23 protein-coding genes are annotated in these 20,441 nt (G+C 73.8%); 17 read left to right on the top strand and 6 right to left on the bottom strand.

Annotated features, from left to right (window positions below; genetic code table 11):
• Window positions 1-25 precede the first annotated feature (25 nt).
• From J2X26_RS04730 to J2X26_RS04750, 5 genes are all read left to right on the top strand, one after another.
• Window positions 26-1,201 (top strand): VOC family protein, encoded by a 1,176-nt coding sequence (locus J2X26_RS04730; protein WP_307490233.1) that lies wholly within the window; start codon window positions 26-28, stop codon window positions 1,199-1,201.
• A 130-nt stretch (window positions 1,202-1,331) separates the two neighbouring features.
• Window positions 1,332-2,240, top strand: a complete 909-nt coding sequence (locus tag J2X26_RS04735; RefSeq protein ID WP_307490235.1) for an ABC transporter ATP-binding protein — start codon at window positions 1,332-1,334, stop codon at window positions 2,238-2,240.
• Window positions 2,237-2,938 (top strand): ABC transporter ATP-binding protein, encoded by a 702-nt coding sequence (locus J2X26_RS04740; protein ID WP_307490237.1) that lies wholly within the window; start codon window positions 2,237-2,239, stop codon window positions 2,936-2,938. The genes J2X26_RS04735 and J2X26_RS04740 overlap by 4 nt, the downstream gene beginning before the upstream one ends.
• Complete coding sequence (locus J2X26_RS04745) at window positions 2,931-6,107, top strand: FtsX-like permease family protein (protein WP_307490239.1); 3,177 nt, start codon at window positions 2,931-2,933, stop codon at window positions 6,105-6,107. The genes J2X26_RS04740 and J2X26_RS04745 overlap by 8 nt, the downstream gene beginning before the upstream one ends.
• Window positions 6,104-8,842 carry an FtsX-like permease family protein gene (locus J2X26_RS04750; RefSeq protein WP_307490240.1) on the top strand — a complete coding sequence of 913 codons (2,739 nt, stop codon included), beginning with the start codon at window positions 6,104-6,106 and terminating at the stop codon, window positions 8,840-8,842. The genes J2X26_RS04745 and J2X26_RS04750 overlap by 4 nt, the downstream gene beginning before the upstream one ends.
• Before the next feature lie 29 nt (window positions 8,843-8,871).
• Here J2X26_RS04750 and J2X26_RS04755 read toward each other — a convergent pair whose 3' ends face one another.
• On the bottom strand, window positions 8,872-9,309 hold the full coding sequence (locus tag J2X26_RS04755) for a VOC family protein (RefSeq protein ID WP_307490241.1): 438 nt from the start codon (window positions 9,307-9,309) through the stop codon (window positions 8,872-8,874).
• Between the two features lie 165 nt (window positions 9,310-9,474).
• Between J2X26_RS04755 and J2X26_RS04760 the strand changes: the two genes are divergently transcribed.
• Together J2X26_RS04760 and J2X26_RS04765 are read left to right on the top strand one after the other, a co-directional pair.
• Window positions 9,475-10,260 carry an ALF repeat-containing protein gene (locus J2X26_RS04760; RefSeq protein ID WP_307490243.1) on the top strand — a complete coding sequence of 262 codons (786 nt, stop codon included), beginning with the start codon at window positions 9,475-9,477 and terminating at the stop codon, window positions 10,258-10,260.
• Between the two features lie 16 nt (window positions 10,261-10,276).
• Window positions 10,277-10,642, top strand: a complete 366-nt coding sequence (locus J2X26_RS04765; RefSeq protein ID WP_307490244.1) for a cupin domain-containing protein — start codon at window positions 10,277-10,279, stop codon at window positions 10,640-10,642.
• 33 nt (window positions 10,643-10,675) lie between these two features.
• On the opposite strand, the gene J2X26_RS04770 is transcribed toward J2X26_RS04765, so the two are convergent.
• Together J2X26_RS04770 and J2X26_RS04775 are read right to left on the bottom strand one after the other, a co-directional pair.
• On the bottom strand, window positions 10,676-11,227 hold the full coding sequence (locus tag J2X26_RS04770; protein WP_307490246.1) for a pyridoxamine 5'-phosphate oxidase family protein: 552 nt from the start codon (window positions 11,225-11,227) through the stop codon (window positions 10,676-10,678).
• 134 nt (window positions 11,228-11,361) lie between these two features.
• Entirely contained in the window at window positions 11,362-11,850 is a 489-nt protein-coding gene (locus J2X26_RS04775) for a winged helix-turn-helix transcriptional regulator (RefSeq protein ID WP_307490247.1), read from the bottom strand.
• 100 nt (window positions 11,851-11,950) lie between these two features.
• Here J2X26_RS04775 and J2X26_RS04780 point away from each other — a divergent pair, with 100 nt between their 5' ends.
• The 6 genes from J2X26_RS04780 to J2X26_RS04805 are packed head-to-tail and all read left to right on the top strand — an operon-like array spanning window position 11,951 to window position 15,422.
• The gene (locus J2X26_RS04780) at window positions 11,951-12,511 is read left to right on the top strand and encodes a dihydrofolate reductase family protein (protein WP_307490248.1); all 561 of its coding nucleotides are present in this window, start codon (window positions 11,951-11,953) and stop codon (window positions 12,509-12,511) included.
• The gene (locus J2X26_RS04785; protein ID WP_307490249.1) at window positions 12,511-13,314 is read left to right on the top strand and encodes an MBL fold metallo-hydrolase; all 804 of its coding nucleotides are present in this window, start codon (window positions 12,511-12,513) and stop codon (window positions 13,312-13,314) included. Before J2X26_RS04780 ends, J2X26_RS04785 begins: the two co-directional genes overlap by 1 nt.
• Window positions 13,314-13,871, top strand: coding sequence for a dihydrofolate reductase family protein (locus tag J2X26_RS04790; protein ID WP_307490251.1), 558 nt, complete (start codon window positions 13,314-13,316; stop codon window positions 13,869-13,871). Before J2X26_RS04785 ends, J2X26_RS04790 begins: the two co-directional genes overlap by 1 nt.
• A gap of 59 nt (window positions 13,872-13,930) precedes the next feature.
• The gene (locus tag J2X26_RS04795) at window positions 13,931-14,395 is read left to right on the top strand and encodes a GNAT family N-acetyltransferase (RefSeq protein ID WP_307490252.1); all 465 of its coding nucleotides are present in this window, start codon (window positions 13,931-13,933) and stop codon (window positions 14,393-14,395) included.
• A 32-nt stretch (window positions 14,396-14,427) separates the two neighbouring features.
• Window positions 14,428-14,793 (top strand): DUF952 domain-containing protein, encoded by a 366-nt coding sequence (locus tag J2X26_RS04800; protein WP_307490254.1) that lies wholly within the window; start codon window positions 14,428-14,430, stop codon window positions 14,791-14,793.
• A gap of 29 nt (window positions 14,794-14,822) precedes the next feature.
• Entirely contained in the window at window positions 14,823-15,422 is a 600-nt protein-coding gene (locus J2X26_RS04805) for a GrpB family protein (RefSeq protein ID WP_307490255.1), read from the top strand.
• A 3-nt stretch (window positions 15,423-15,425) separates the two neighbouring features.
• On the opposite strand, the gene J2X26_RS04810 is transcribed toward J2X26_RS04805, so the two are convergent.
• Both J2X26_RS04810 and J2X26_RS04815 read right to left on the bottom strand, forming a co-directional pair.
• A complete protein-coding gene (locus J2X26_RS04810) occupies window positions 15,426-16,061 on the bottom strand; it encodes a transcriptional regulator (RefSeq protein ID WP_307490257.1) in 636 nt (211 codons plus the stop codon).
• A complete protein-coding gene (locus J2X26_RS04815) occupies window positions 16,058-16,453 on the bottom strand; it encodes a DNA-binding protein (RefSeq protein WP_307490258.1) in 396 nt (131 codons plus the stop codon). Before J2X26_RS04815 ends, J2X26_RS04810 begins: the two co-directional genes overlap by 4 nt.
• Window positions 16,454-16,503: 50 nt before the next feature.
• On the opposite strand from J2X26_RS04815, the gene J2X26_RS04820 reads away from it, so the two are divergent.
• The 4 genes from J2X26_RS04820 (at window position 16,504) to J2X26_RS04835 (ending at window position 19,972) form a co-directional block, all read left to right on the top strand.
• Entirely contained in the window at window positions 16,504-17,634 is a 1,131-nt protein-coding gene (locus J2X26_RS04820) for a PEP/pyruvate-binding domain-containing protein (protein WP_307490259.1), read from the top strand.
• Window positions 17,635-17,644: 10 nt separating this feature from the next.
• On the top strand, window positions 17,645-18,241 hold the full coding sequence (locus J2X26_RS04825) for a histidine phosphatase family protein (RefSeq protein WP_307490261.1): 597 nt from the start codon (window positions 17,645-17,647) through the stop codon (window positions 18,239-18,241).
• Between the two features lie 161 nt (window positions 18,242-18,402).
• Complete coding sequence (locus J2X26_RS04830; RefSeq protein ID WP_307490262.1) at window positions 18,403-19,509, top strand: glycoside hydrolase family 53 protein; 1,107 nt, start codon at window positions 18,403-18,405, stop codon at window positions 19,507-19,509.
• A gap of 43 nt (window positions 19,510-19,552) precedes the next feature.
• Window positions 19,553-19,972, top strand: coding sequence for a DUF6314 family protein (locus J2X26_RS04835; RefSeq protein WP_307490264.1), 420 nt, complete (start codon window positions 19,553-19,555; stop codon window positions 19,970-19,972).
• Here J2X26_RS04835 and arr read toward each other — a convergent pair.
• The gene (gene arr, locus J2X26_RS04840) at window positions 19,969-20,397 is read right to left on the bottom strand and encodes an NAD(+)--rifampin ADP-ribosyltransferase (protein ID WP_307490265.1); all 429 of its coding nucleotides are present in this window, start codon (window positions 20,395-20,397) and stop codon (window positions 19,969-19,971) included. The two genes, J2X26_RS04835 and arr, sit on opposite strands and share 4 nt — an antisense overlap.
• Window positions 20,398-20,441: the final 44 nt, after the last annotated feature.

Raw genomic sequence — 20,441 nt, forward strand, 5'->3', positions numbered from 1 at the left:
AGAGGTGGGTCCTACAGTGCCGGGTATGTCAGAGATCGGAACGGACTGGCGGGTGCTCGACGGCGTGACGACGGCATGGTTCGACGCACCGTCGCTGACCGAGGGGGCTGTGCTGGCCGGGCGCATCGCGGAGCTGTCGGCCCAGATCCTGGTCGACCTGCGCGCGACCGGGCTTCGGGTGAGGCTCGACTCCGACGAGCACGCCGAGGCGGTGTCGGCGGCTGCGCGGGATCTCGGGCTGGCCGCGAATCCTGCTGCGCTGCAGCAGCTGAGCATCGTGCTCGAGTCCGCGGACCCGTCTGCGGTGAGGCCGTTCTGGCAGCGCGCGCTCGACTACGCGCTCGGGGACGACGGCGGTCTGGCGGATCCGTTGCGGCGCGACCCCGACGTACGGATCCGGCAGTCGACCGAGCCACGGCCGTTGCGCAACCGCATCCACCTCGACGTGGTGCGGCCGGCCGCGGCGGTCGAACAGGCCGGTCTGGGTGAGGCCTACGGAGCGTACGGCGTCTGTCACGCCGACCCCGACGGCAACGAGGTCGACCTGGTGCCGGGCGACGCGCTCAGCGAGAAGGCCGGGACAGCCGACTGGCAGGCGGTGTTCAGCGCGATGGCGTGCTACCGCACCACCTCGCCGACGCAGCAGCGAGACCTGGTCGCCTCCGCCGCGGCGCTGGCCGACGACGTGGGCTTCCCGCTGCTGGTCGACCTGCGCCCGGGGCTCGTGATCATCGACAGTGGCAAGGACCAGTGGGTGGACGACGCCCACGGCCTCGAGCTCGACTTCACCGACCTCGCCGGAGCCATCCAGACCGCGGCGCGCGAGCTCGGGGCCACGGCGGATCCGGGGCTGCCGCGCTTCGCGCAGCTCTTCTTCGATGCCGCCGACGTCGCCGCGGTCCGCGCGTTCTGGCTCGCCGCACTCGGATACATCCCCGACCAGCGAGCCTGGAACACCGACATCTACGATCCTCGGCGGCTGAACCCGGAGCTGGTGTTCCAGGAGATCGACCTGTCGGAGACGGAGCGTCGTCGGCAGCGCAACCGGATCCACGTCGAGCTCGCTGTGGCGTCGGACCTCGCGCAGTCGCGCCTCGCGGCGGTCGTCGCAGCCGGTGGCCGGCTCCTGGACGGGTCGGACGATCGTTGGAGGGTCGCCGACCCCGAGGGCAACGAGATGGTGATCGTCAGTGGGGCGTGAGGTCGCGACCGTCCGGCCGTGACCGACGCCGGAGAGGCGAAACCGGGCGCCGCGGAGCCGTTTGTTGCCCGGGGCGGCGGGGATCGGCCTAGCCTGCGGAGGTTGGTCGTCCGCCGGAGGGAGCCCGCAGGTGTCGGACAGCACGCTCCAGGCCCTGGGTGGCGGCGCCAAGCCGGCCGCGCAGTTCGGCCATGACGCCCTGGTCGCCTGCGACAACGTGGTGCGCATCTTCCAGTCGGGCAGCGTCGAGGTGCAGGCACTCCAGGGACTGGACCTGCTGGTCGACAAGGGGGAGATGGTCGCGGTCGTCGGAGCCAGCGGCTCGGGCAAGTCGACACTCCTCGCGGTGCTCTCCGGGATGGACGCACCGACCGCAGGCCGGGTGCGCGTCGGCCCCTGGGACCTCATGGCCATGCACGCACGGGAGCGCGTCGCGTACCGGCGCCAGATGGTCGGCTTCGTGTGGCAGCAGACGTCGCGCAACCTCCTCCCGTACCTGACCGCCCGGCAGAACGTCGCGCTGCCCATGACCGGGGCCCGTCGGCACCGGGCCGCGCGTGCGGCCGAGCTGCTCGACCTCGTCGGCGTCGGGCACGTCGCCGACCGGCCGCCGCAGGAGATGTCCGGCGGTGAGCAGCAGCGCGTCGCGATCGCGACGGCACTCGCCAACGAGCCGCAGCTGCTGCTGGCCGACGAGCCGACGGGCGAGCTCGACACCGCCACGGCGCGGGAGGTGTTCGACGCGCTGCGCACCGCGAACCGGGAGTCCGGCACCACGGTCGTCGTGGTCACGCACGACTCGGCCGTCAGCGGCCTGGTGGAGCGCACCGTCGCGATCAGGGACGGGCGCACCAGCAGCGAGGTGCTGCGTCGGGACGCCGGCGGCGACGTCACGCACGAGGAGTACGCGGTGATGGACCGGTCGGGCCGACTGCAGGTTCCGCGGGAGTACCGCGAAGCGCTCGCGCTGACCCGCCGGGTGCGCCTCGCGCTCGAGGCCGACCATCTGGGCGTCTGGCCCGACGGCAGCGCACGGTGAGCGCCGGCCCCGGCGCGGCGGTGCACGTCCGCGAGGTGCACCGCACGTTCGGCAGCGGCCCGTCCGCCGTGCACGCCCTGCGTGGCATCGACCTCGACGTCGCCCCGGGCGAGCTCGTGGCGCTCGTCGGGCGTTCCGGGTCCGGCAAGACGACGTTGCTGAACGTCGTCGGCGGGCTGGACCGTCCTGACGAGGGCACCGTGCTGGTCGACGGCATCGACGTGGCCGCGCTCAGCGACGACGAGCAGGCCCTGCTGCGGCGCGACCGGGTCGCGTTCGTCTTCCAGACGTTCGGGCTGATGCCCGTGCTGACGGCGGCCGAGAACGTGGGTGTCCCCCTGCGGCTGCGCGAGGCGCCGGTGCCTGAGCGCGAACGCCGCGTCGAGATGCTCCTCGAGCTCGTCGGGCTGACCGCGCACGCGCTGCAGCGGCCCGACGAGCTGTCCGGTGGCCAGCAGCAACGGGTCGCCATCGCGCGGGCGCTGGCCGGGTCCCCCCGGCTGCTGGTCGCCGACGAGCCCACCGGGCAGCTCGACAGCGAGACCGGACTCTCCGTGATGGCGCTGATCCGCGGCGTCGTCGAGGCCGAGGGGATGACGGCGCTGGTCGCCACGCACGACCCGGTGATGATCGCGCTCGCGGACCGCGCGGTGCGCGTGGTGGACGGTCGGCTGGTCGGGGCTGCCGAGCGTGGCTGAGCTCGTCTGGCGACGGGCGCGCGCCCAGGTTGCCGTGCTGGTGGCGGTGCTGACGGTCATGGTCGCCGGCGCGTCGCTGGTCGGGGCGTGCGTGCTGCTCATGACGGCCTCGCCGCAGCGGGCGCTGCAGCTCGCGATGGTCAGGACCGCCCCGGCCGACGTCGAGGTCGGGGTCGCGCTGGGCTTCCCCGAGGACTTCGACGACCCGGACGTGGGTGAGCGCGTCGCGGAGACCGCGCGGGACGCCTCCGGAGCCGTGGCCGAGGCGTCGGCGACGCTCACGGCCCCGTTCGGGGATCTGCCGACGACCACGTCCACGTGGACCTCCACCGTCATGCGGTACCTGCCACCCGACGGGCGCCCGCTGCGCCTGGCGTACCTCGCCGAGCTGGACGACCCGGACGCCCGCGGGACGCTCGTCGCGGGGCGCTGGCCCGACGCGCCGGGTGAGGCCGCGCTGCCCACGTCGGTGGCGCGCGCCCTCGGTCTCGACGTCGGCAGCGCGACGGTCCTCGCCGAAGCCGCAGGTGGCGACGGCACCGGGCTGACGGTCGTCGGGACGTTCGTGCCGCGACCCGGGGCGGCGTGGGAGGAGGATCCGCTGCAGGGGACCGGCGTGAGCCCGAACTACCGCGGGTACATCTCCGGCTACGGGCCGTTCGTCGTCGCACCCGGCGAGGTCGCCGCGAGCGCCATCCCGCTGCGCCGGGTCACCTTGCGGGTGCAGCCCGACCTGACGCACGCGACCGCCGCCGACCTGACCCGGGCCGGAGCGGGGGTCGACGCACTGACCAAGGAGCTGGCCAGCACGCTCGGTGACCGCACCCAGAACCTCGTCGTGGACCTGCCGTACGCGCGCACGCTGCACGCCGCACGGGACCAGCGCGGCGTGACCGACTCCGGTGTGCTCGCCGTGGCGCTGCTGGGCGCCGCGCTGGCAGCCACCACCGTGGTGCTGGCGGCCCGCCTGGTCGCCGCTCGGCGCGCGGCCGAGGCGGCGCTGCTCACCGCGCGCGGGACGAGCCGGGCGCGTCTGGTCGGGCAAGCCGCGGCCGAGGCGGGCGCCCTCGCGCTCCTGGCGATCGTCCCGGCGGCAGCGCTCGCCCTCGCGCTGTACCGGGTGCTGGCGGGCGCCGTCGGCCTCGATCCCGAGGCGGTCCCCGAGGGCGGTCTGCTCCCGCTCGTCGCGAGCGTCGCCGCCGTCACGGTCACGCTCGGCGGTCTGCTCGTCCTGCCCTGGCTGCGCACCGGGACGACCCGGGGCACCCGCGAGGACCGGGTCGGCGTGGTGGCCCGCTCCGGCGCCGACCTGCTGCTCCTCGCTCTGGCAGCGCTCGCCTACCTGCAGCTGCGCGCGCACCGCGTGACGGGCGGCACGACGGTGGACCCGGTGCTCGTCGTCGCCCCGGTGCTGTGCCTGGCGGCAGGCGCGGCACTCGTCCTGCGCCCGCTCCCGCTGCTCGCGCGGAGCGCCGAGGCGCGCGCCGCGTCGTCCCGCTCGCTGACCTTGCCGCTCGCGGCCTGGGGGGTCGCACGTCGCCCGCAGGGCGCGGCGGCGGCGTTCCTGGTGGTGCTGGCGACGGCGTGCGCGACGTTCGGCATCGGTTTCGCTGCGACGTGGGCGCAGTCCCAGCGCGACCAGGCCGCCGCCACGGTCGGCACCGATCTGTCGGTACCCGCGCAGCTGGACGCCCTCGGTGCCGGCGCCACGCTGCGCGAGGCCACGGGTGGCCGGGTCAGCCCCGTCACGAGCCGGCCCATCACCCTTGGCTCGCGAGCACAGGGTGGCGACGAGGCCGTGCAGCTGGTCGCGGTCGACACGCGCGACGCCGACGGGCTGCTGCGGGGCCGACTGCCGTCCGGCGACTGGGCACGCGCCACGTCGGGCCTGGCACCGGCAGGCCCCGTCGGGGGCATCCGGCTGTCCGGTACGAGTGCCGCACTCGTGGTGACGGGCCACGTCGCCGACGACGTCCCGATGACAGCCACGCTCAGCCTCGTCGTGCAGGACAGCGACGGCGCGCGCGCCGCGCTGCCCGCGGGAGCCGTCGTGCTGGACGGCGCTCCGCACGACCTCGCCGTGGCCGTGCCGCCCGACGTCCAGGTCGTGGCCGTGGACACGCGGGTCTCGGCAGCAGGTGACGCCGACGACCCCGACCTGCCGAGCATGGTCGCGTTCGACCTCGACGTGGCGCTGCCCGGCGCGACCCTCTCGCCGGGCGGCACGTGGTCCCCGGCGCGGCCGCCGAGCAGCGAGTACGTCGTCGCCGCACTCGGCAGCATCTCGGCCACCGACGCACCCGAGGGCGCGCGGCTCACCCTCGAGGGCACCGCCTACCTGCCGGGACTGCTCTGGTCCGAGGGCACCCTGACGGCGCTCGCGTTCGAGCCCGTCGACGACGTGCCCGTGGTGGTCTCGGAGCGGCTGGCGGACGCGCTCGGGCTGACGGTCGGGGACGGCGTGGACCTCGCCCTCGGTCTGACCCCGGTGCACGCGAAGGTCGACGCCGTCGCCGCCTACATCCCCTCGCAGCCGCGTGCGGCGGCGCTGCTGGCCGACGTGGACACGTTGTCCCGCGCCACCCTCAGCCAGGGGAACCTCGACACCCTGACCGACGCGTGGTGGGTCGGCGGCACCCTGCCCGCCCATGCCGCCGCGACGCTCGACGCCGAGGGGCTCGGTCCGGTGACCGACCGCACCGCGGTGGCGCAGGAGAGCGCGAACGGTCCCCTCCGTGCGGCGCAGCGGGCCGCGGCCGCCCTGCTGGTCGTCGCCGCCGTCGTGCTCACGTTCGTCGGGACCGCGCTGCACACCACGACCGCTCTCGAGGCGCGTCAGGTCGACGTGGCCCGCCTGCGCGGCCTGGGCGCGTTGCGCCGCTCGGTGCTCAGGTCCGTGCTCGCCGAGCAGGCCGTGCTCATCGGGGTGCCGGTGATCGCCGGCGGCCTGCTGGGCGTGCTCGCGTGCTGGGCCGTCGGCCCGCTCCTGACGGTCTCCGCCCAGGGACTGCGGCCCGTGCCGGCCGTGACCGTGAGCTGGCCGTGGCAGGCGCAGGTGGCGACGGTCCTCCTGCTGCTGCTCGGGTGCGCCGCGGTGGTCGTCCCTCTTGCCGCCCGCGCGGTGCGTCGTTCGACGATCGCTCGGCTGCGGATGGAGCCGGGCGCATGAGAGCCGCCTGGCGTCGGACCCGCGCCGACCTGTGGCCGCTGGCCGTCACCGTGCTCGTCGTGGCGCTCACGGTCGGTGTCACCGACGCGGTGCCCCGGTTGCTGACCGACCGCGCCGACGCCGCCGTCCGGGCCGCCGTCGCGCACGCCGACCCGGCCGTCGACGTCGTCGTCACCAGCATGTACGGCCCCGGCCTGTCGGACGCGACGGCGGGTGCCCGGGAGACCAGAGCGAGCGTGGACGACGCGGCACGCGGGATCGAGAGCGTCCTGCCGCCCTCGCTGCAACCTGTCCTGGGGTCGCCCCTCGCCGACGCCACCAGCACCGACCTGACGCTCAGCACCCCCGCGCTGCCGACCGGAGGCGTCCTCTGGATGAGCTACCTGTGGGCGGGGCACGATCCCGCGGTGCGCTGGCTCGCGGGGAGCGCGCCCGACGAGCCCGGGCCGGACGGCGCCGTCCAGCTCGCGCTCTCGGACGAGGTGGCTGGGGTCCTCGGCATCGGTGCCGGTGACACGTTCCAGGCCATGAAGGCCGACCGCACGTTCGTCCCTGTGCTCGTCACCGGCGTGTTCGACGCGAAGGATCCGGACGACCCCGTGTGGACGTCGCGGCCGGAGATCCTGCGGCCGCGGGTGGTGGGCCAGAGCAACGCGCCGACGACCGTCGTGGGCGGGCTGCTGTCCGCGGCGTCGCTCCCCGCAGCCCGCGCCGCGCTCGAGCCGGACGGAGTGACGCGCACGTTCCGGTTCCCGGTGGAACCGGAGGCGTTGGACTACGCGGGATCCGGCGCCCTGGCCACGCAGGTCGCCGCGCTGGAGGCGTCGCCGGAGCTCATGATGGCGCCCGGACCCGGGGCGAGGGTCACGTCTCGGCTCGACCTCGTCCTCACGCAGGTGCGCGCACGCGTGGCGGCGACGTGGTCGCAGGCCACGGTGGTGCTCGCCGGGCTGGGGTGGGGCACCGGGCTGGTGCTGCTGGTCGGGGCCGACCTCCTCGCGCGCCGCCGGTCAGCGGCCCTGCGCACGGTGCGCGCCCGCGGCGCCTCCCTCCCGGGCATCGCCGCGGAGGCCGGCGCCGAGGCGGCGGTGGTCGTCGGCGTGGGGGCCGCCGTCGGCCTGGCGCTCGGCCAGGTCGCGGCGCCGGGCGCGGTGTCGTGGCCCTGGGTCGCCGTCGTGGTGGTGGGCGTCCTCGCGCCCCCCGCGTTCGCGACGGCGACGGCCGCGCGCAGCGACGCCCGACGAGTCCCGACCGACCGGCACGGCCGGCGCCTCGCGCAGCGCGTGCGCTCGGTGCGGCGCGTGTCGATCGAGGCCGCGCTGCTCGTGCTCGCCGCCGCTGCCCTGGTCGCGTTGCGTCGCCGTGGCGTCGTGTCGATCTCCGGCCCCGCCGACCTGGCCCTCGCGGCTGCGCCCGTGCTCGTCGCGGCGGCGGGCGCGCTGCTGCTGTGGCGCGCGGTGCCCGTGCTGCTGCGCGGTGCTCTGCGGGGCGCCCGCAGGTCGCGCAAGGCGGCTCCGCTCCTCGCCGTCGCGCGGGCCGGTGCCACCGGGGCCGTGCTCCCGTTCGTCGCTCTCGTCGTGGTCACGACGCTCGTCGCGCTGTGCGGTGCCCTTGCCAGCACCGCACGCGCCGGTCAGACGGAGGGCTCGTGGGACACGGTGGGGGCCGATGTGGTGGTGCGCACGACGTTGCCCGACGCGTCGCTGCAGGACGTCGCGGACGGACTGGCGGCCACCGACGGCGTCGACGCCGTGGCCGTCGGCCGGGTGCAGGACCGCAGCGAGCTCTTCGACGTGCGGGGCGTCGATGCCGTGCGGGTGCTCGCGGTGGACCCGGAGTCGTACGGGGAGCTGCTCGCGCGCACGCCATTCGGGGCCGCGCCGGCGCTCGCGGTGCTGGCCGACGCATCCGGCACCGCGACCACCCGCGCCGCTCCCGGTCCCCTGCCCGCACTGGTCCCCGAGCCGCTGCTGGGCACCCGGCCGTCGCTGCGCTGGGGCAACGTGACGATCGAGCTGCAGCCCGTGGGCCAGGTCCCCGCGCTCCCGGCGCAACAGGCCGACGGGACGCCGGCCGGCCCGACCGTCGTCGTGGACCGCGCGGCGCTGGCCGCCGTCGTCACGGCGCACGTCGCCGCGCGAGCCGAGCGGACCGGCTCCGAGCGCGCGGGCACAGAGCCGCAGGGGGTGGGTCCGGACACGGTGTGGGCGGTCGGCCCGGAGGCTTCCGCGAAGGCCGACGCGGCTGCACAGGAGGTCCGGGGCCACGTCCTGGCCCGCACGCAGTGGCTGACGGAGCGTCGGTCCGACCCCCTGGCCGGGGGGCTGCTGGCACTTCTCGCTCTCGTCGCAGCCCTGTGCGCCGGGTACGCGACGATCATCGTGGTCCTGGCCGCGGCGGCCTCCGCTCCGGGGCGTGCCACGTCGCTCGCCACGGCGCGGGTGCTCGGGCTGCGCCATCGGGCCACGACGCGGGTCGCCGCAGGTGAGCTGCTGCCGTCGATCCTGGTGGCCGCGCTGGGCGGCGTCCTGCTCGGCATGGTCCTGGTCGGCGCACTCGTGGCGCCGCTCGCGCTGCGGCTCGTCACCGGGCAGTCGGCCGATCCCGGCGTGGTGCTGCCGTGGTGGTCGGTGGTGTCGGTCGCGCTCGTCGGCGCAGCCGTCCTGGTCGTCGTCACCGTCGAGTCCTCCGCCCGCCGACGCGAACGGCTCGGCCAGGTGCTCCGCGTGCGCTGAGCTCGAGCTCGCCGGCCGCCATCCGTCGTCTAGCTCTTCTTCAGCTCCTCCGCGAGCATCACGAGGATGCCGCTGGGGCCGCGGACGTAGGTGAGCTTGTAGACGTCCTCGTACGTCGCCACGCCGCGGAGCGGATGGCATCCGTGCCGTGCGGCGATCTCGAGCGCCTCGTCGATGTCGTCGACCGAGAAGGCGACGCGGTGCATGCCGATCTCGTGTGGACGGGTGGGCTCGGTCTCGATCGCCGCGGGGTGGATGTACTCGAAGAGCTCCAGGCGGCCGTGACCGTCGGGCGTCTGGAGCATCGCGATCTTGGCGTGGTTGCCGTCCAGGCCGACGGCGGTGTCGGTCCACTCCCCGCTGACCGTGTCACGGCCGACGACAGTCAGACCGAGGTCGGTGAAGAACGCGATCGCTGCTTCGAGGTCGCGCACAGCGATGGCGACGTTCTCGAGCTTGATGGGCATGCGGCGCATGGTACCGAGCAGGCCGATCGCGAGCGCTTTCTCGGGCCTGCGCAACCGAGCCTCGCGGAGCCCGCAGAGACGATACGGTCTGGCGGGGCTTCACCCGTCGCGCGCGGATGCCGTACCGCCGACCCCGACCGGGTGGATGACAAGGAGTGTGTGCTGGTGCGGAAGCTGTTGAGCTCGCTCGGTCTTGCCGTGGTGCTGTCGATGGTGGGTCTCGGGGCAGGAGCGGTGTCCGCCGCGGCAGCCGACCCCGTTGCGGACCTCCGGGCGTTCGTGGAGGCGGGTTTCCACGGGACGACGGACGCCGAGTACCGGGCATGGGCGGAAGTCCTGGCGACGTCCACCGACGGCCCGACGACGCGTCAGGCAGCGACGGACGCGTTGGCCGGGACGGACGTGGAGCTGCACGCCTTCGTCGACGGGGGTTTCCAGGCCGCGTGGAACGCCGATGAGCGTCTGCGGCTGGCCCGCGTCCTCGCCGCAGCCACCGGGCCCGCAGTCACCGCCGGCGTGCAGGCGGCCCTGGCCAGCAGCGACCCCAGCGTGTGGTCGGCGTTCCTCTCGACGGGCCTGGCCGTGGCGCAGTACGCCGACGACCGGCTGATGGCCGCGACGATGCTGACCGGCGGCGCGAACAACAGCGGGCCGGCGCTCGACGCGGCGGCGCAGGCGGCGCTGGCCGGCACGCCCGCCGACCTACGCGAGTTCGTGCTCAACGGCCAGTTCACGGCGCGCGCGCTCGACGTCCAGGCGGCCGCGCCCGTGGCGCCGGCCGTCCCGCCGGCAGCGGCTCCGCAGCCGGCGGCCGCAGCCGCCACGACACCCGCCGCCACGCTCGCCGTGACGGGTGCGTCCGACAAGGCGCCCGCGGCCGCGCTCGCCGCGACCGCGATCCTCACGGGTGCCGGTCTCGTCCTCCTCGCCCGCCGCCGCCGTCAGGCCTGACGCCTAGGCTCGAGCGATGACGACCGTGCGCAACATCCAGGCCGCGCTCGACACGATCACCGAGCCCTGGCAGCCCCACCGGCTCGCCACCGTGAACGACTACGACGTCAAGGTGGTCAAGCTCGACGGCGAGTTCGTCTGGCACAGCCACCCCGACACGGACGAGCTGTTCCTGGTCGTCTCGGGACGGTTGACGATCCAGCTGCGTGACGGCGACGTCGAGCTCGGCCCGCAGGACGTGTACGTCGTGCCGAAGGGTGTCGAGCACTGCCCGAGGGCCGACGGACTGGTGTGCGCGCTGCTCGTCGAGCCGGCCGGGACGGTGAACACGGGCGACGCGAGCGGCGAGCGCACGGCGGAGCTGCGCGAGCTCACCGACTAGCCGCAGCGTCTCCCCTGACGGGCGGGGAGCCGGCTACCCGCGCGATCCGCGCGCGCTCCGGGGGCCGCCCTGCGCACTCGGCAGCCGGGTCGCAAAGTCGATCAGGCCGACCCAGTCGGGTCGCAGCGTGATGCGTGCCTGACGCGTGCCCGGTCGGTCGACGGCGGCCAGCAGGTCTGCCGCCCCCGCGGCGCCGAGGTAGCGCCGGGCCGAGGTGGCGTACTCCGGTGCGATGCCGTCCACCTCGTCGATCTCGACCCGGCCCCGCAGCTGCAGAGCGGTCGGTGGGGCGCCGTCGGTGTCGATGCTGACCGCGACGCGGGGGTCGGCGCGCAGGTCCGCGATCCGTCGCGCCGGGTGCGCGATCCCGGCCTGCGGGCCCGCGACGAAGGTGACCATCACGAGGCGCCCTCCGGTCCACAGGAACCAGGTAGGCACGATCCGTGGGCCTCCGTCCCGACCCACGTAGGACATCCGAGCCAGGGTCGACGACCCGAGCAGGCGCTGTGCACCCGGCTCGAGCAGCAGGCGGGGATCACCCTGGGCGAGCACGGGCTGGGCGGTCTGGCTGGTCTGGTCGGTCACGGTCGGCTCTCTCCGTCGTCGCGGTCGGCGGAGTCCTCGACGACGAGACCCTCGTCGTGCTCCATCACTACGACGATCGACGGCGGCCCAGATCGACAGCCGGGGGTCGACGTCAGGAGGCGTTGCCCGAGACCTCAGGGCTCGTCGGCGGCCGCGGCGTAGGCGGCAGCGAGCCGTTCGAGGGGGCTCAGGCCGTCACGGGGTACCGATGGCGCGTCGAGGTGGCGGACGCGGAGCTCGTCCATGAGCTCGTCGAGGAACGCCGGGCCCCCGTCGCGCATCAGCTGCTGCCGGCTGCGGAGCTCGGCGGTGCCCGGGCGCCAGTCGAGGCCCCAGTTCCCGAGGGCGTAGATGATCGGCAGGGTCTGGATGCCGGCCTCGGTGAGGCTGTAGCGGGCGCGCTGTCCCCGGGCGGCGGTGCCGCGGGTGAGGATCCCCGCCTCGACGAGCCGCACGAGGCGGTCGGCCAGGATGTTCGACGCGATGCCCTCGATCGACCCGGTGAGCAGCGCCCGGAAGTAACGGCGGTCGCCGAAGATGACGTCGCGCAGCACGAGCAGCGCCCAACGGTCGCCCAGCACCTCGACCGCGGCGTTGATCGGGCACCCGGACCGTGGCTCCACAACTCCTCCTTGACACCTGTTTCGCCCTCAATATAGTGGTTGCAGATCGCAATCACTATCGCTTCGGGAGTGGGAGACTGTGGGCCGGTTCGTGTACGCGATGAACGTGTCCCTGGATCTGCGGATCGAGCAGGTCCCAGGCGACAACGGCGCGGGCGAGTGGCTGCGCATCGACACGGAGCTGCACCGCGAGCTCAACGCACGGGCGCGGGCGGTCGCGATGATCGTCCACGGCCGGGTCTTCTACGAGGTCATGGAGGAGTACATGCCGCGGGCGCGCGAGGACGCGTCGCTGCCGGACGTCCTGCGCGAGTACGGCGAGATCTGGACCGCCAAGCCCAAGGTGCTCGTCTCCCGCACCCGGCACGCTGCCGACCACAACACCCGGGTCATCGGCGGGGACGACGCGATCGAGCAGCTCGCCGCCCTCCGGGCCGAGACCGACGGCACCATCGGCGTGGGCGGTGCGTCGCTCGCCACCCAGCTGCTCCGGGCGGGCCTCCTCGACGAGCTCCTGCTCACCACCCATCCCGCGATCCTGGGCTTCGGTCGGCCCCTCTTCGACGACTACGACCGGCCGATCGAGCTCGACCTGCTCGACCACCGGTCGTTCGGCTCGGGCGTCACGGTGCGCCACTACGCGATCAGCGAGGCTGCCTGATGCTGCGGCAGGTCGTGGAGGGTGTGCTCGTCCACGAGAGCGCCTTCCTGCAGAGCAACGCCGTGGTCGTGCACGGCGGGGCGGGCGTCCTGCTCGTCGACCCCGGGGTGCTCGCCGACGAGCTGGCCGGCATCGCCACGGACCTCCGTGTCCCCGTCGGGGCAGGCTTTTCGACGCATCCGCACTGGGACCACCTGCTCTGGCACGCCGGGTTCGGCGAGGTCCCCCGCTACGGCACCGCCCGGTGCGCGGCCGCCATCCACGCACGGCTGTCGGACCCCGACTGGAGAGCCTTCGTCGCCGGGATGATCCCGGAGGACATCGTCGAGCAGGTGCCGCTGGACGACGTGTTCGGCCGCATCACCGGCCTGCCCGCCGAGACGGCGCGGATCCCGTGGGACGGCCCAAGTGTCCGGATCATCGAGCACCAGGCGCACGCCCCCGGTCACGCGGCGCTGCTGATCGAGGAGCGCGGCGTGCTCGTCGCCGGCGACATGCTCTCCGACGTCCTCATCCCCCTGCTCAGCCCGTTCGCCGAGGACCCGATCGAGGACTACCTCGCCGCGCTCCGGCTGATCGAGGCCGTGGCGGGCGACGCCGACGTCGTCATCCCCGGCCACGGCTCTGTCGGCGGAGCCGGTGAGGTGCGTGCACGGATCGGCCAGGACCGGGCCTATCTGGAGGCCTTGCGCGACGGTCGCACTCCGGACGACCCCCGCATCGGGCCCTCGGCCGAGCCCGGCTGGGAGTGGGTCGCCGGGCTTCACGACGGGCAGCGGCAGCGACTCGGGAAGGGGAACTGATGGGAAAGCTCATCTACTCGATGATCACCTCGCTCGACGGATACGCCGAGGCGGCGGAGGGCGACCTCGGTACGGGGGCGGAGGTGCCGGAGGTGCACACCTTCATCGGCGAGGTCTTCCGTGACGTCCGCACCTTCCTCTACGGCCGGCGGATGTACGAGACGATGGTCTTCTGGGAGACCGCGCACACCCTGCCCGACGTGCCGCCGCACATCGTGGAGTACGCCCGCGGCTGGCAGGCCGCCGAGAAGGTCGTGTACTCCACGACGCTGGAGTCGGTGTCCAGCGCGAGGACCAGGATCGAACGGTCCTTCGACCCCGACGCGGTGCGCGCGCTGAAGGCCGAGTCCGAGCACGACCTGTCCGTCGACGGCCCGAACCTCGCCGCTCAGGCGATCCGGGCCGGTCTGGTGGACGAGTACGCGCTGTTCATGACGACGAGCGTGGTCGGCGGCGGGAAGCGGTTCTTCCCCGACGGCGTGCGCCTCGATCTCGACCTCGTCGAGGAGCGTGCCTTCGACAGCGGGCTGATCTACGCGCGCTACCGCACCCGCTGAGCCCGCCACATCGTGGTCGTGACGCGCCGACGGGCGGCGATCACGGCATCGTCCGGTGGATGAGCACTGACCTCGAGGTCCGCCGCGTGACCCGGTCCGACGAGCACCGATGGGCCGAGCTGTTCGCGGGCTACCGCGACTTCTACCGCCTGGGCACGGACAGCACGGCGGTCGCCCGGACGTGGGAGTGGGTCGTCGGGGAGCAGCACGGGCTGACCGGACTGGTCGCGGTGTCCACCGACGGCACGCTCCTCGGCCTGGCCAACCTGCGGATGTTCGCCCGGCCGTCCACCGGGACGATCGGCCTGTACCTCGACGACCTGTTCGCCGACCCGGCCGCCCGCCGGCGGGGCGTCGGTGCGGCTCTGCTCGACGCAGCGGCGGACCTTGCCGCGCAGCGGGGCGCGAGCGTCGTCCGGTGGATCACCGCCGGCGACAACGCGACGGCCCGTTCGCTCTACGACCAGCACGCCACGGCGACGCCGTGGGTCACCTACGACATGCCGCCCGCCCGCCGGCCGTGAGCGGGTCGGGCGCTCCGGGTACCGTCCGGAGCGTGGAGATCCTGCATGTCACGCACCGGTCGGACTGGGACGCGGCCCGGGCGGCCGGCAGCTACCGCTGGTCGACGAAGGGCCGGACCTACGAGGACGTGGGCTTCATCCACGCGTCGTCGCGCGCCCAGCTGCCCGCCGTCGCTGCGTCCGTCTTCGCGGGCGACGGCGACGAGCTGTGCGTCCTGTTCCTGGACACCGACACGATCACTGCCGCCGGCGTCGAGGTCCGGTACGAGGACGGCGGTAGCGGGGAGCTCTACCCGCACGTGTACGGACCGATCGACCCGGCGTGGGTGGTCGACGTGGTGCCGGCGCACCTCGGACCTGACGGCGTCTTCGCCTGGGGTCCCGCGCCGACCCCGTGAGCACCCGGTCGGGTGGCTAGCCTCGGACGGTGGTCAGCGCCGAGGAGATCGTCCGCCAGTACCCCTACGACCCGGACGGCGTCGAGTGGCTCGTGCCGCCGGAGCACGTCGACATCACCATCGCCGAGTACGACCGCGCCTGGCCGGGCGCGGTCGCGGCGCTCGCGGACCTGGTCCGAGGGGCCCTCGGCGACGAGGTGCTCTCGCTGGAGCACGTCGGGTCGACCTCGGTCGCGGGCCTCGCGGCCAAGCCGATCATCGACCTCGACCTGACCGTCGCCGACTCGACCGACGAGTCGCGTTACCGCCCGCAGCTCGAGGCGGCGGGCTTCACCCTGATCCTGCGCGAGCGCGCCTGGCACGAGCACCGGATGCTCACCCACGACGTGCCCCAGGCGAACCTGCACGTCTGGAGCCCGGACGGCCCCGAGCCGGTCCGGCACGTGCTCCTGCGCGACTGGCTGCGCGCGCACCCGGAGGACCGCGACGCCTACGCCGCGGCCAAGCGCGCGGCAGCGGACGGGCTACGGACGGGCGGCGGTGGCTCGGGGATGGACTACAACGAGCTCAAGGCGCCGACGATCGGCGAGATCCTGGACCGCGTCTTCCGGGCACACGGCCTGCGCTGAGCGTCAGGGGTGCGCGTTGCGGTCGATCCCGAGCGTGGCGACGAGGTCCTCGTGGAGCTCGAACCAGACGCGGTGGCACGAGTCGATGTCGGTGCGGTCGACCCAGCCCTCGTCGCCGGCGCGGGCGTGACCAACCGCCGCGGCGAACCGCCCGTCGTACCCCCGGAACCGCGCCAGGAGCTGTTCGAGCCGATCCGCGAGCGGGCTGAGGTGTCCCGCGATCGCGGCGAGTTCCTCCAGGACGCGGGTGTCCCACTCGGCGTCGGAGTGGTCGTTGGTGGCGAGCCGGTCGTCGGCGGTCGGTCGGAGCTGCCAGTCCGTGCAGGCCCGCTGCAGGCGCGTGTTCAGCGGGAGGAAGTTGCGGTAGACGTCGCGGACCTCGGCCTCGCCGCCGACGTGAGCGAGCTCGGCCGCGAGCAGGCGCTCGTCCTGCGTCCGGCCACGCTCGGTCAGGGACCAGCCGCTGAGGTCGGCGAACGCCGCGTGCTGCACCCAGCCGTAGGCCTCGGCGTCGCGCAGCAGCTCGTCGGACTCGGCCGGGTCGACGCCGAAGCGGCGGGCGACGGTCGGGGTGTCGGCGAACCCGACGATGCGCACGGCATGCAGCACCAGCAGGTCGAGGGCGGACTCCTGCGTCACGACCCCGCCTCTCGTCGGGCCGCCAGCCGGGCGTAGTGCTGCTGACAGGCCTGCCGAGACTTGAAGCCCATGGCCTCGGCGATCTGCGCCCAGGTCAGACCCGCGCTGCGGGCGACGAACAGCAGGCCGTCCTCGAGCCCGTCGACCTCGGCGCGCGCCGCGGGCATGAGGGTGAGGGCGCTCAGGAGGTCCTCGGGGGCCAGGTCGCCGGATCGCCAGAGCGCGAACTGCACGAGGTCGACCGCCGAGGCCGGGACGGGCGCGGGGCGCCACGGACGATCGCCGAGCTGGTCGGCTCCCAGGCGGAGGAGGCTCTGTCGCGCCTCGTGCTCGTGCTGGGCCTGCGCCTGGTCTGCGTCGGCCGCGCGGCGGGCGTCGTCATTGCTCTCCATGCGCGCCATCGTGCATAGTCAACGAAACGTTGTCAACGAGAGGTGCGTCCGTGGTGCTCGTTCCGCTCCGCGACGCCGCGAGCCAGACGTGTGGCGGCAAGGCGGGCACGCTCGGCACCCTCCTGCGGGCGGGCGTTCCGGTGCCCGACGGGTTCGTCGTCCCGTTCACCACCTCGGCGGCTTCGCTCCCCACCGCCCTGCGCGACGCGCTCGCCGCCCTCGGCGACCCGCCGGTGGCCGTGCGGTCGTCGGCCGACGACGAGGACACCGGACGTGCATCGGCGGCGGGCCAGTACGAGAGCGTGCTCGGGGTGCAGGGCGTTGACCAGGTCGCCGACGCGGTCCGTGCCTGCTGGGCATCCCTGCACTCGCCGCGCGCGGTGGTCTACCGGGAACCCACCGACCAGGCGCCACGGATGGCCGTCCTCGTGCAGCGGCACCTGGACGCCGAGGTGGCCGGGGTGATGTTCACACGCAGCGAGCCGTCCGGGGTGACGACGATCGAGGCGTCCTGGGGACTCGGTCCGAGCGTCGTCGGCGGCACGGTCACGCCGGACGCCTATCGCGTGGATGCGGACGGGACGGTCGGTCGGACGGTCGCGGACAAGGTCAGCCGCATCGACCGGCACGGCACGCACCTGGTGACGAGCGACGTCCCCGAGCGGGACCGTCGGCGGCCGACGCTCGACGACGCCACCGTCGGACGGCTCGCCGGTCTCGGGCGGAGCATCGCTGCCGTGCTCGGCGGGGCGCAGGACGTGGAGTGGGCGGTCGTCGGCGGCGAGATCTGGGTGCTGCAGGCCCGGCCGACGACCGCGGACCTCCCCGAGCGATCGTCGATCGCTGTCCCCGACCACTCACCGGGAACGCTCGTCGGCACGCCGGGCAGCCGCGGCACCGCGACCGGCGCCGCACGGATCGTCCGAGGTCCCGCCGACTTCGCCGGCGTGCGCCCGGGCGACATCCTCGTCTGCCCCTGGACCGACCCGAGCTGGACACCGCTGCTGCACCTCGCTGCCGGCGTCATCACCGAGACCGGCGGGATGCTGTCGCACGCCGCGATCGTCGCCCGCGAACGCCGCATCCCCGCCGTCCTCGGCATCGCCGACGCGACGACGACCCTGCTCGACGCCACCACCATCACGATCGACGGCACCGCCGGCACGGTCACGACCCACTGAGGAGCGCCACGTGGGGACTCGCCACCTGTACCTCGCTCGCCACGGCGAGGCCGATGCCTTCGGGGAGCTCACCGACACGGGCCGCCGGCAGTCGGACCTGCTCGGGGAGCGCCTCGCGCGCGTCCCGGTCGACGCCGTGTGGCACTCGCCGCTGCCGCGCGCCGTCGCCAGCGCGCAGCAGGTCGCCCGGCACCTCCCCGGCGTGCCCGTCGCCGAGGCCCCTGAGCTCGTCGACCACGTGCCGCACGTCCCGGCCGCGAGCGACACCCCACGGCCGTGGCTCGGCTTCTTCGACGGGTACGACGAGGCCGAGGCCGCGTCGGGCCGCGTCATCGCCGACGCGCTGGTCGCACGGTTCGCGACGATCACGCCGACCGGCGACTCGCACCTCGTCCTGATCACGCACGCGTTCCAGATCGGCTGGCTCGTGCGGCACGCGCTGGACGCGCCCCCGTCGCGGTGGCTCGGCCTGAACAGCGGGAACGCCGCGCTCACGGTCATCGAGTACCGCCCGGAGCTGCCGCCCGCGCTCGTCGTCTTCAACGACATGAGCCACCTGCCGGCCGACCTGCGCTGGACGGGGTTCCCCGCGACCGTCCGGCCGTAGACCACTGGCGAGGCCGTGCGCGATCACAGCCGCGGCCCTCGTCGAAGAGCGATCCGAACGAAAGGCTTAGGTGGGTGCACGCGAGACGCGCGCTCCTGAAGACTGGGAGCGATCACAGGCCGGCCTCGGGCTGACCCCGCGCGACAATCACAGGAGATTGCGTGAACACTCGGCGACGCATCACCGCGATGGGCATCGCAACCGTGCTGACGGCCGTGGCACTGGCCGTCCCCTCGCCGGTCCAGGCAGCGAACAGCCTGTCGATGCTGGGCGGGGACCTGTCGAGCCTGCAACGCAGCCTCGACCTCGGCGTGAAGTACTACGACGCCAACGGGAGCCAGAAGCACCCCCTCGACATCCTCAAGGGCGCCGGCATGAACTACGCGCGGCTCCGCGTCTGGAACAACCCCGCGTCCGGCTACAACAACGCCGCCAAGGTCACCGCCTACGCCAAGGAGGTCAAGGCGAGGGGCCTGAAGCTCATGGTCGACCTGCACTACTCCGACACCTGGGCCGACCCGGGCAACCAGTGGAAGCCGGCGGCGTGGGCGAACCACGGCATCCAGCAGCTGCAGAAGGACGTCTACGACTACACCTACGGGGTCTGCACGACGCTGAAGGCGCAGGGGACGACGCCGGACAGCATCCAGATCGGCAACGAGATCAACGTCGGCATGCTCTGGAACGAGGGCAAGGTCGCCAACAACAGCTTCGCCAACCTGGGGCTGCTCCTGAAGTCCGGCTACAACGCCGTCAAGGCCTGCAGCGCGTCCACCCAGGTGATCATCCACACCGCCAACTCCGATAGCACCGCCCACCTGACGTGGTTCTACGACGGCATCAGGAACCAGGGCGTGACCTGGGACATCACCGGCCTGTCCTACTACTGCTTCTGGCACGGCGGGCTCGACGCGCTGTACTCGGCCGTGTCCACCGCGCGCACCCGGTACGGCAAGCCGGTCGTCCTCGTCGAGACCGCCTACCCGTTCACCACCGCGAACGCGGACTTCCAGGCGAACAGCGCCAACGGCACGTGCGCGGGGTTCGACGCGAGCTGGACCAGCCAGGCGACGATGTTCCAGTACATCCAGAACACCGTCCGGAACGCGGGCGGCATCGGCGTCTTCTACTGGGAGCCCACCTGGACCGCCGTGCAGGGCAACGGCTGGGACCCGTACAACATGAACGGCACCGGCGACGGCTGGGACAACATGGCCGTCTTCAGCTGGAGCGGCCGCGTCAACCCCGGCATCCGCTGGACCCCCTGACGCCTCTTCCCGAGGGTGCGGCTGTCGTGAGACGGTCGCGACCGTGCTCGTCGACAGGTTCGCCGGGGTGTGGTCGGTCGATCGCGCCATCCTGGACGCGCGTGCCCGGCTGGAGGGTCACCTCGTTGGCACCGCGCAGTTCGAGCCCACCGACGACGGCGCTCTGGCCTACGTCGAGACGGGCGTGCTCACCTTCGGCGGGGACGTCCGGCCGGCGGGTCGGCGACTGCTGCTGCGGGACGCGGGCGGACGCGCGGTCGACGTGCTGTTCGCCGACGGCCGTCCGTTCTACCGGTTCGACCTGGTCGACGACCGCTGGGCAGGCGAGCACGCCTGCGGCGAGGACACCTACTCGGTGGCCGGGCACTTCCTCGGCGCGGACCGTTTCGAGGAGGTCTGGCACGCCGTTGGCCCGCGGAAGGACTACCGCCTCACGACGGCGTACCGGCGGTCCGCGCCCTAGTCGTCGATCTCCGCGAGGCCCTGCCGCTCGAGCTCGTCCAGGTGGTCGCGCATCGTCTGGAGCTGCTCGGGCGGGTGCCCGACCCAGTCCTCCACCTCCCCGACGACCCGCACCGGTTCACGGGTGCGATAGGACCTGGTGGGGTTCCCGGGGAACCGCTTGTCGGTGACGTTGGGATCGTCCTCGAGGGCGCCCGTGGGTTCCACGACGTAGATCCGGCCGCGGCCGTCGCCCCGAGCGAGCTCGGCACCCCAGGTCGCTGCGTCGAGCGTCGCGGTCAGGTAGACGTGGCCCGCAGTCCTGCCGCCGCCGAAGTTGGAGCGCCGGCCGGGCTCGAGCACGTCCCCGACCTGGAGGTCCGCCTTCGTGCCGTGGAAGAGGGCCCCGGACTCGTGGACCTCGAAGGGCTTCGGAGCGGTCGTCATACCCCCATCCTGCCGCCGTCGAGGGCGGTACATCCTTTTCTGAA

It is taken from the genome of Cellulomonas humilata, from assembly GCF_030814415.1.
Lineage (GTDB): Bacteria > Actinomycetota > Actinomycetes > Actinomycetales > Cellulomonadaceae > Cellulomonas > Cellulomonas humilata_A.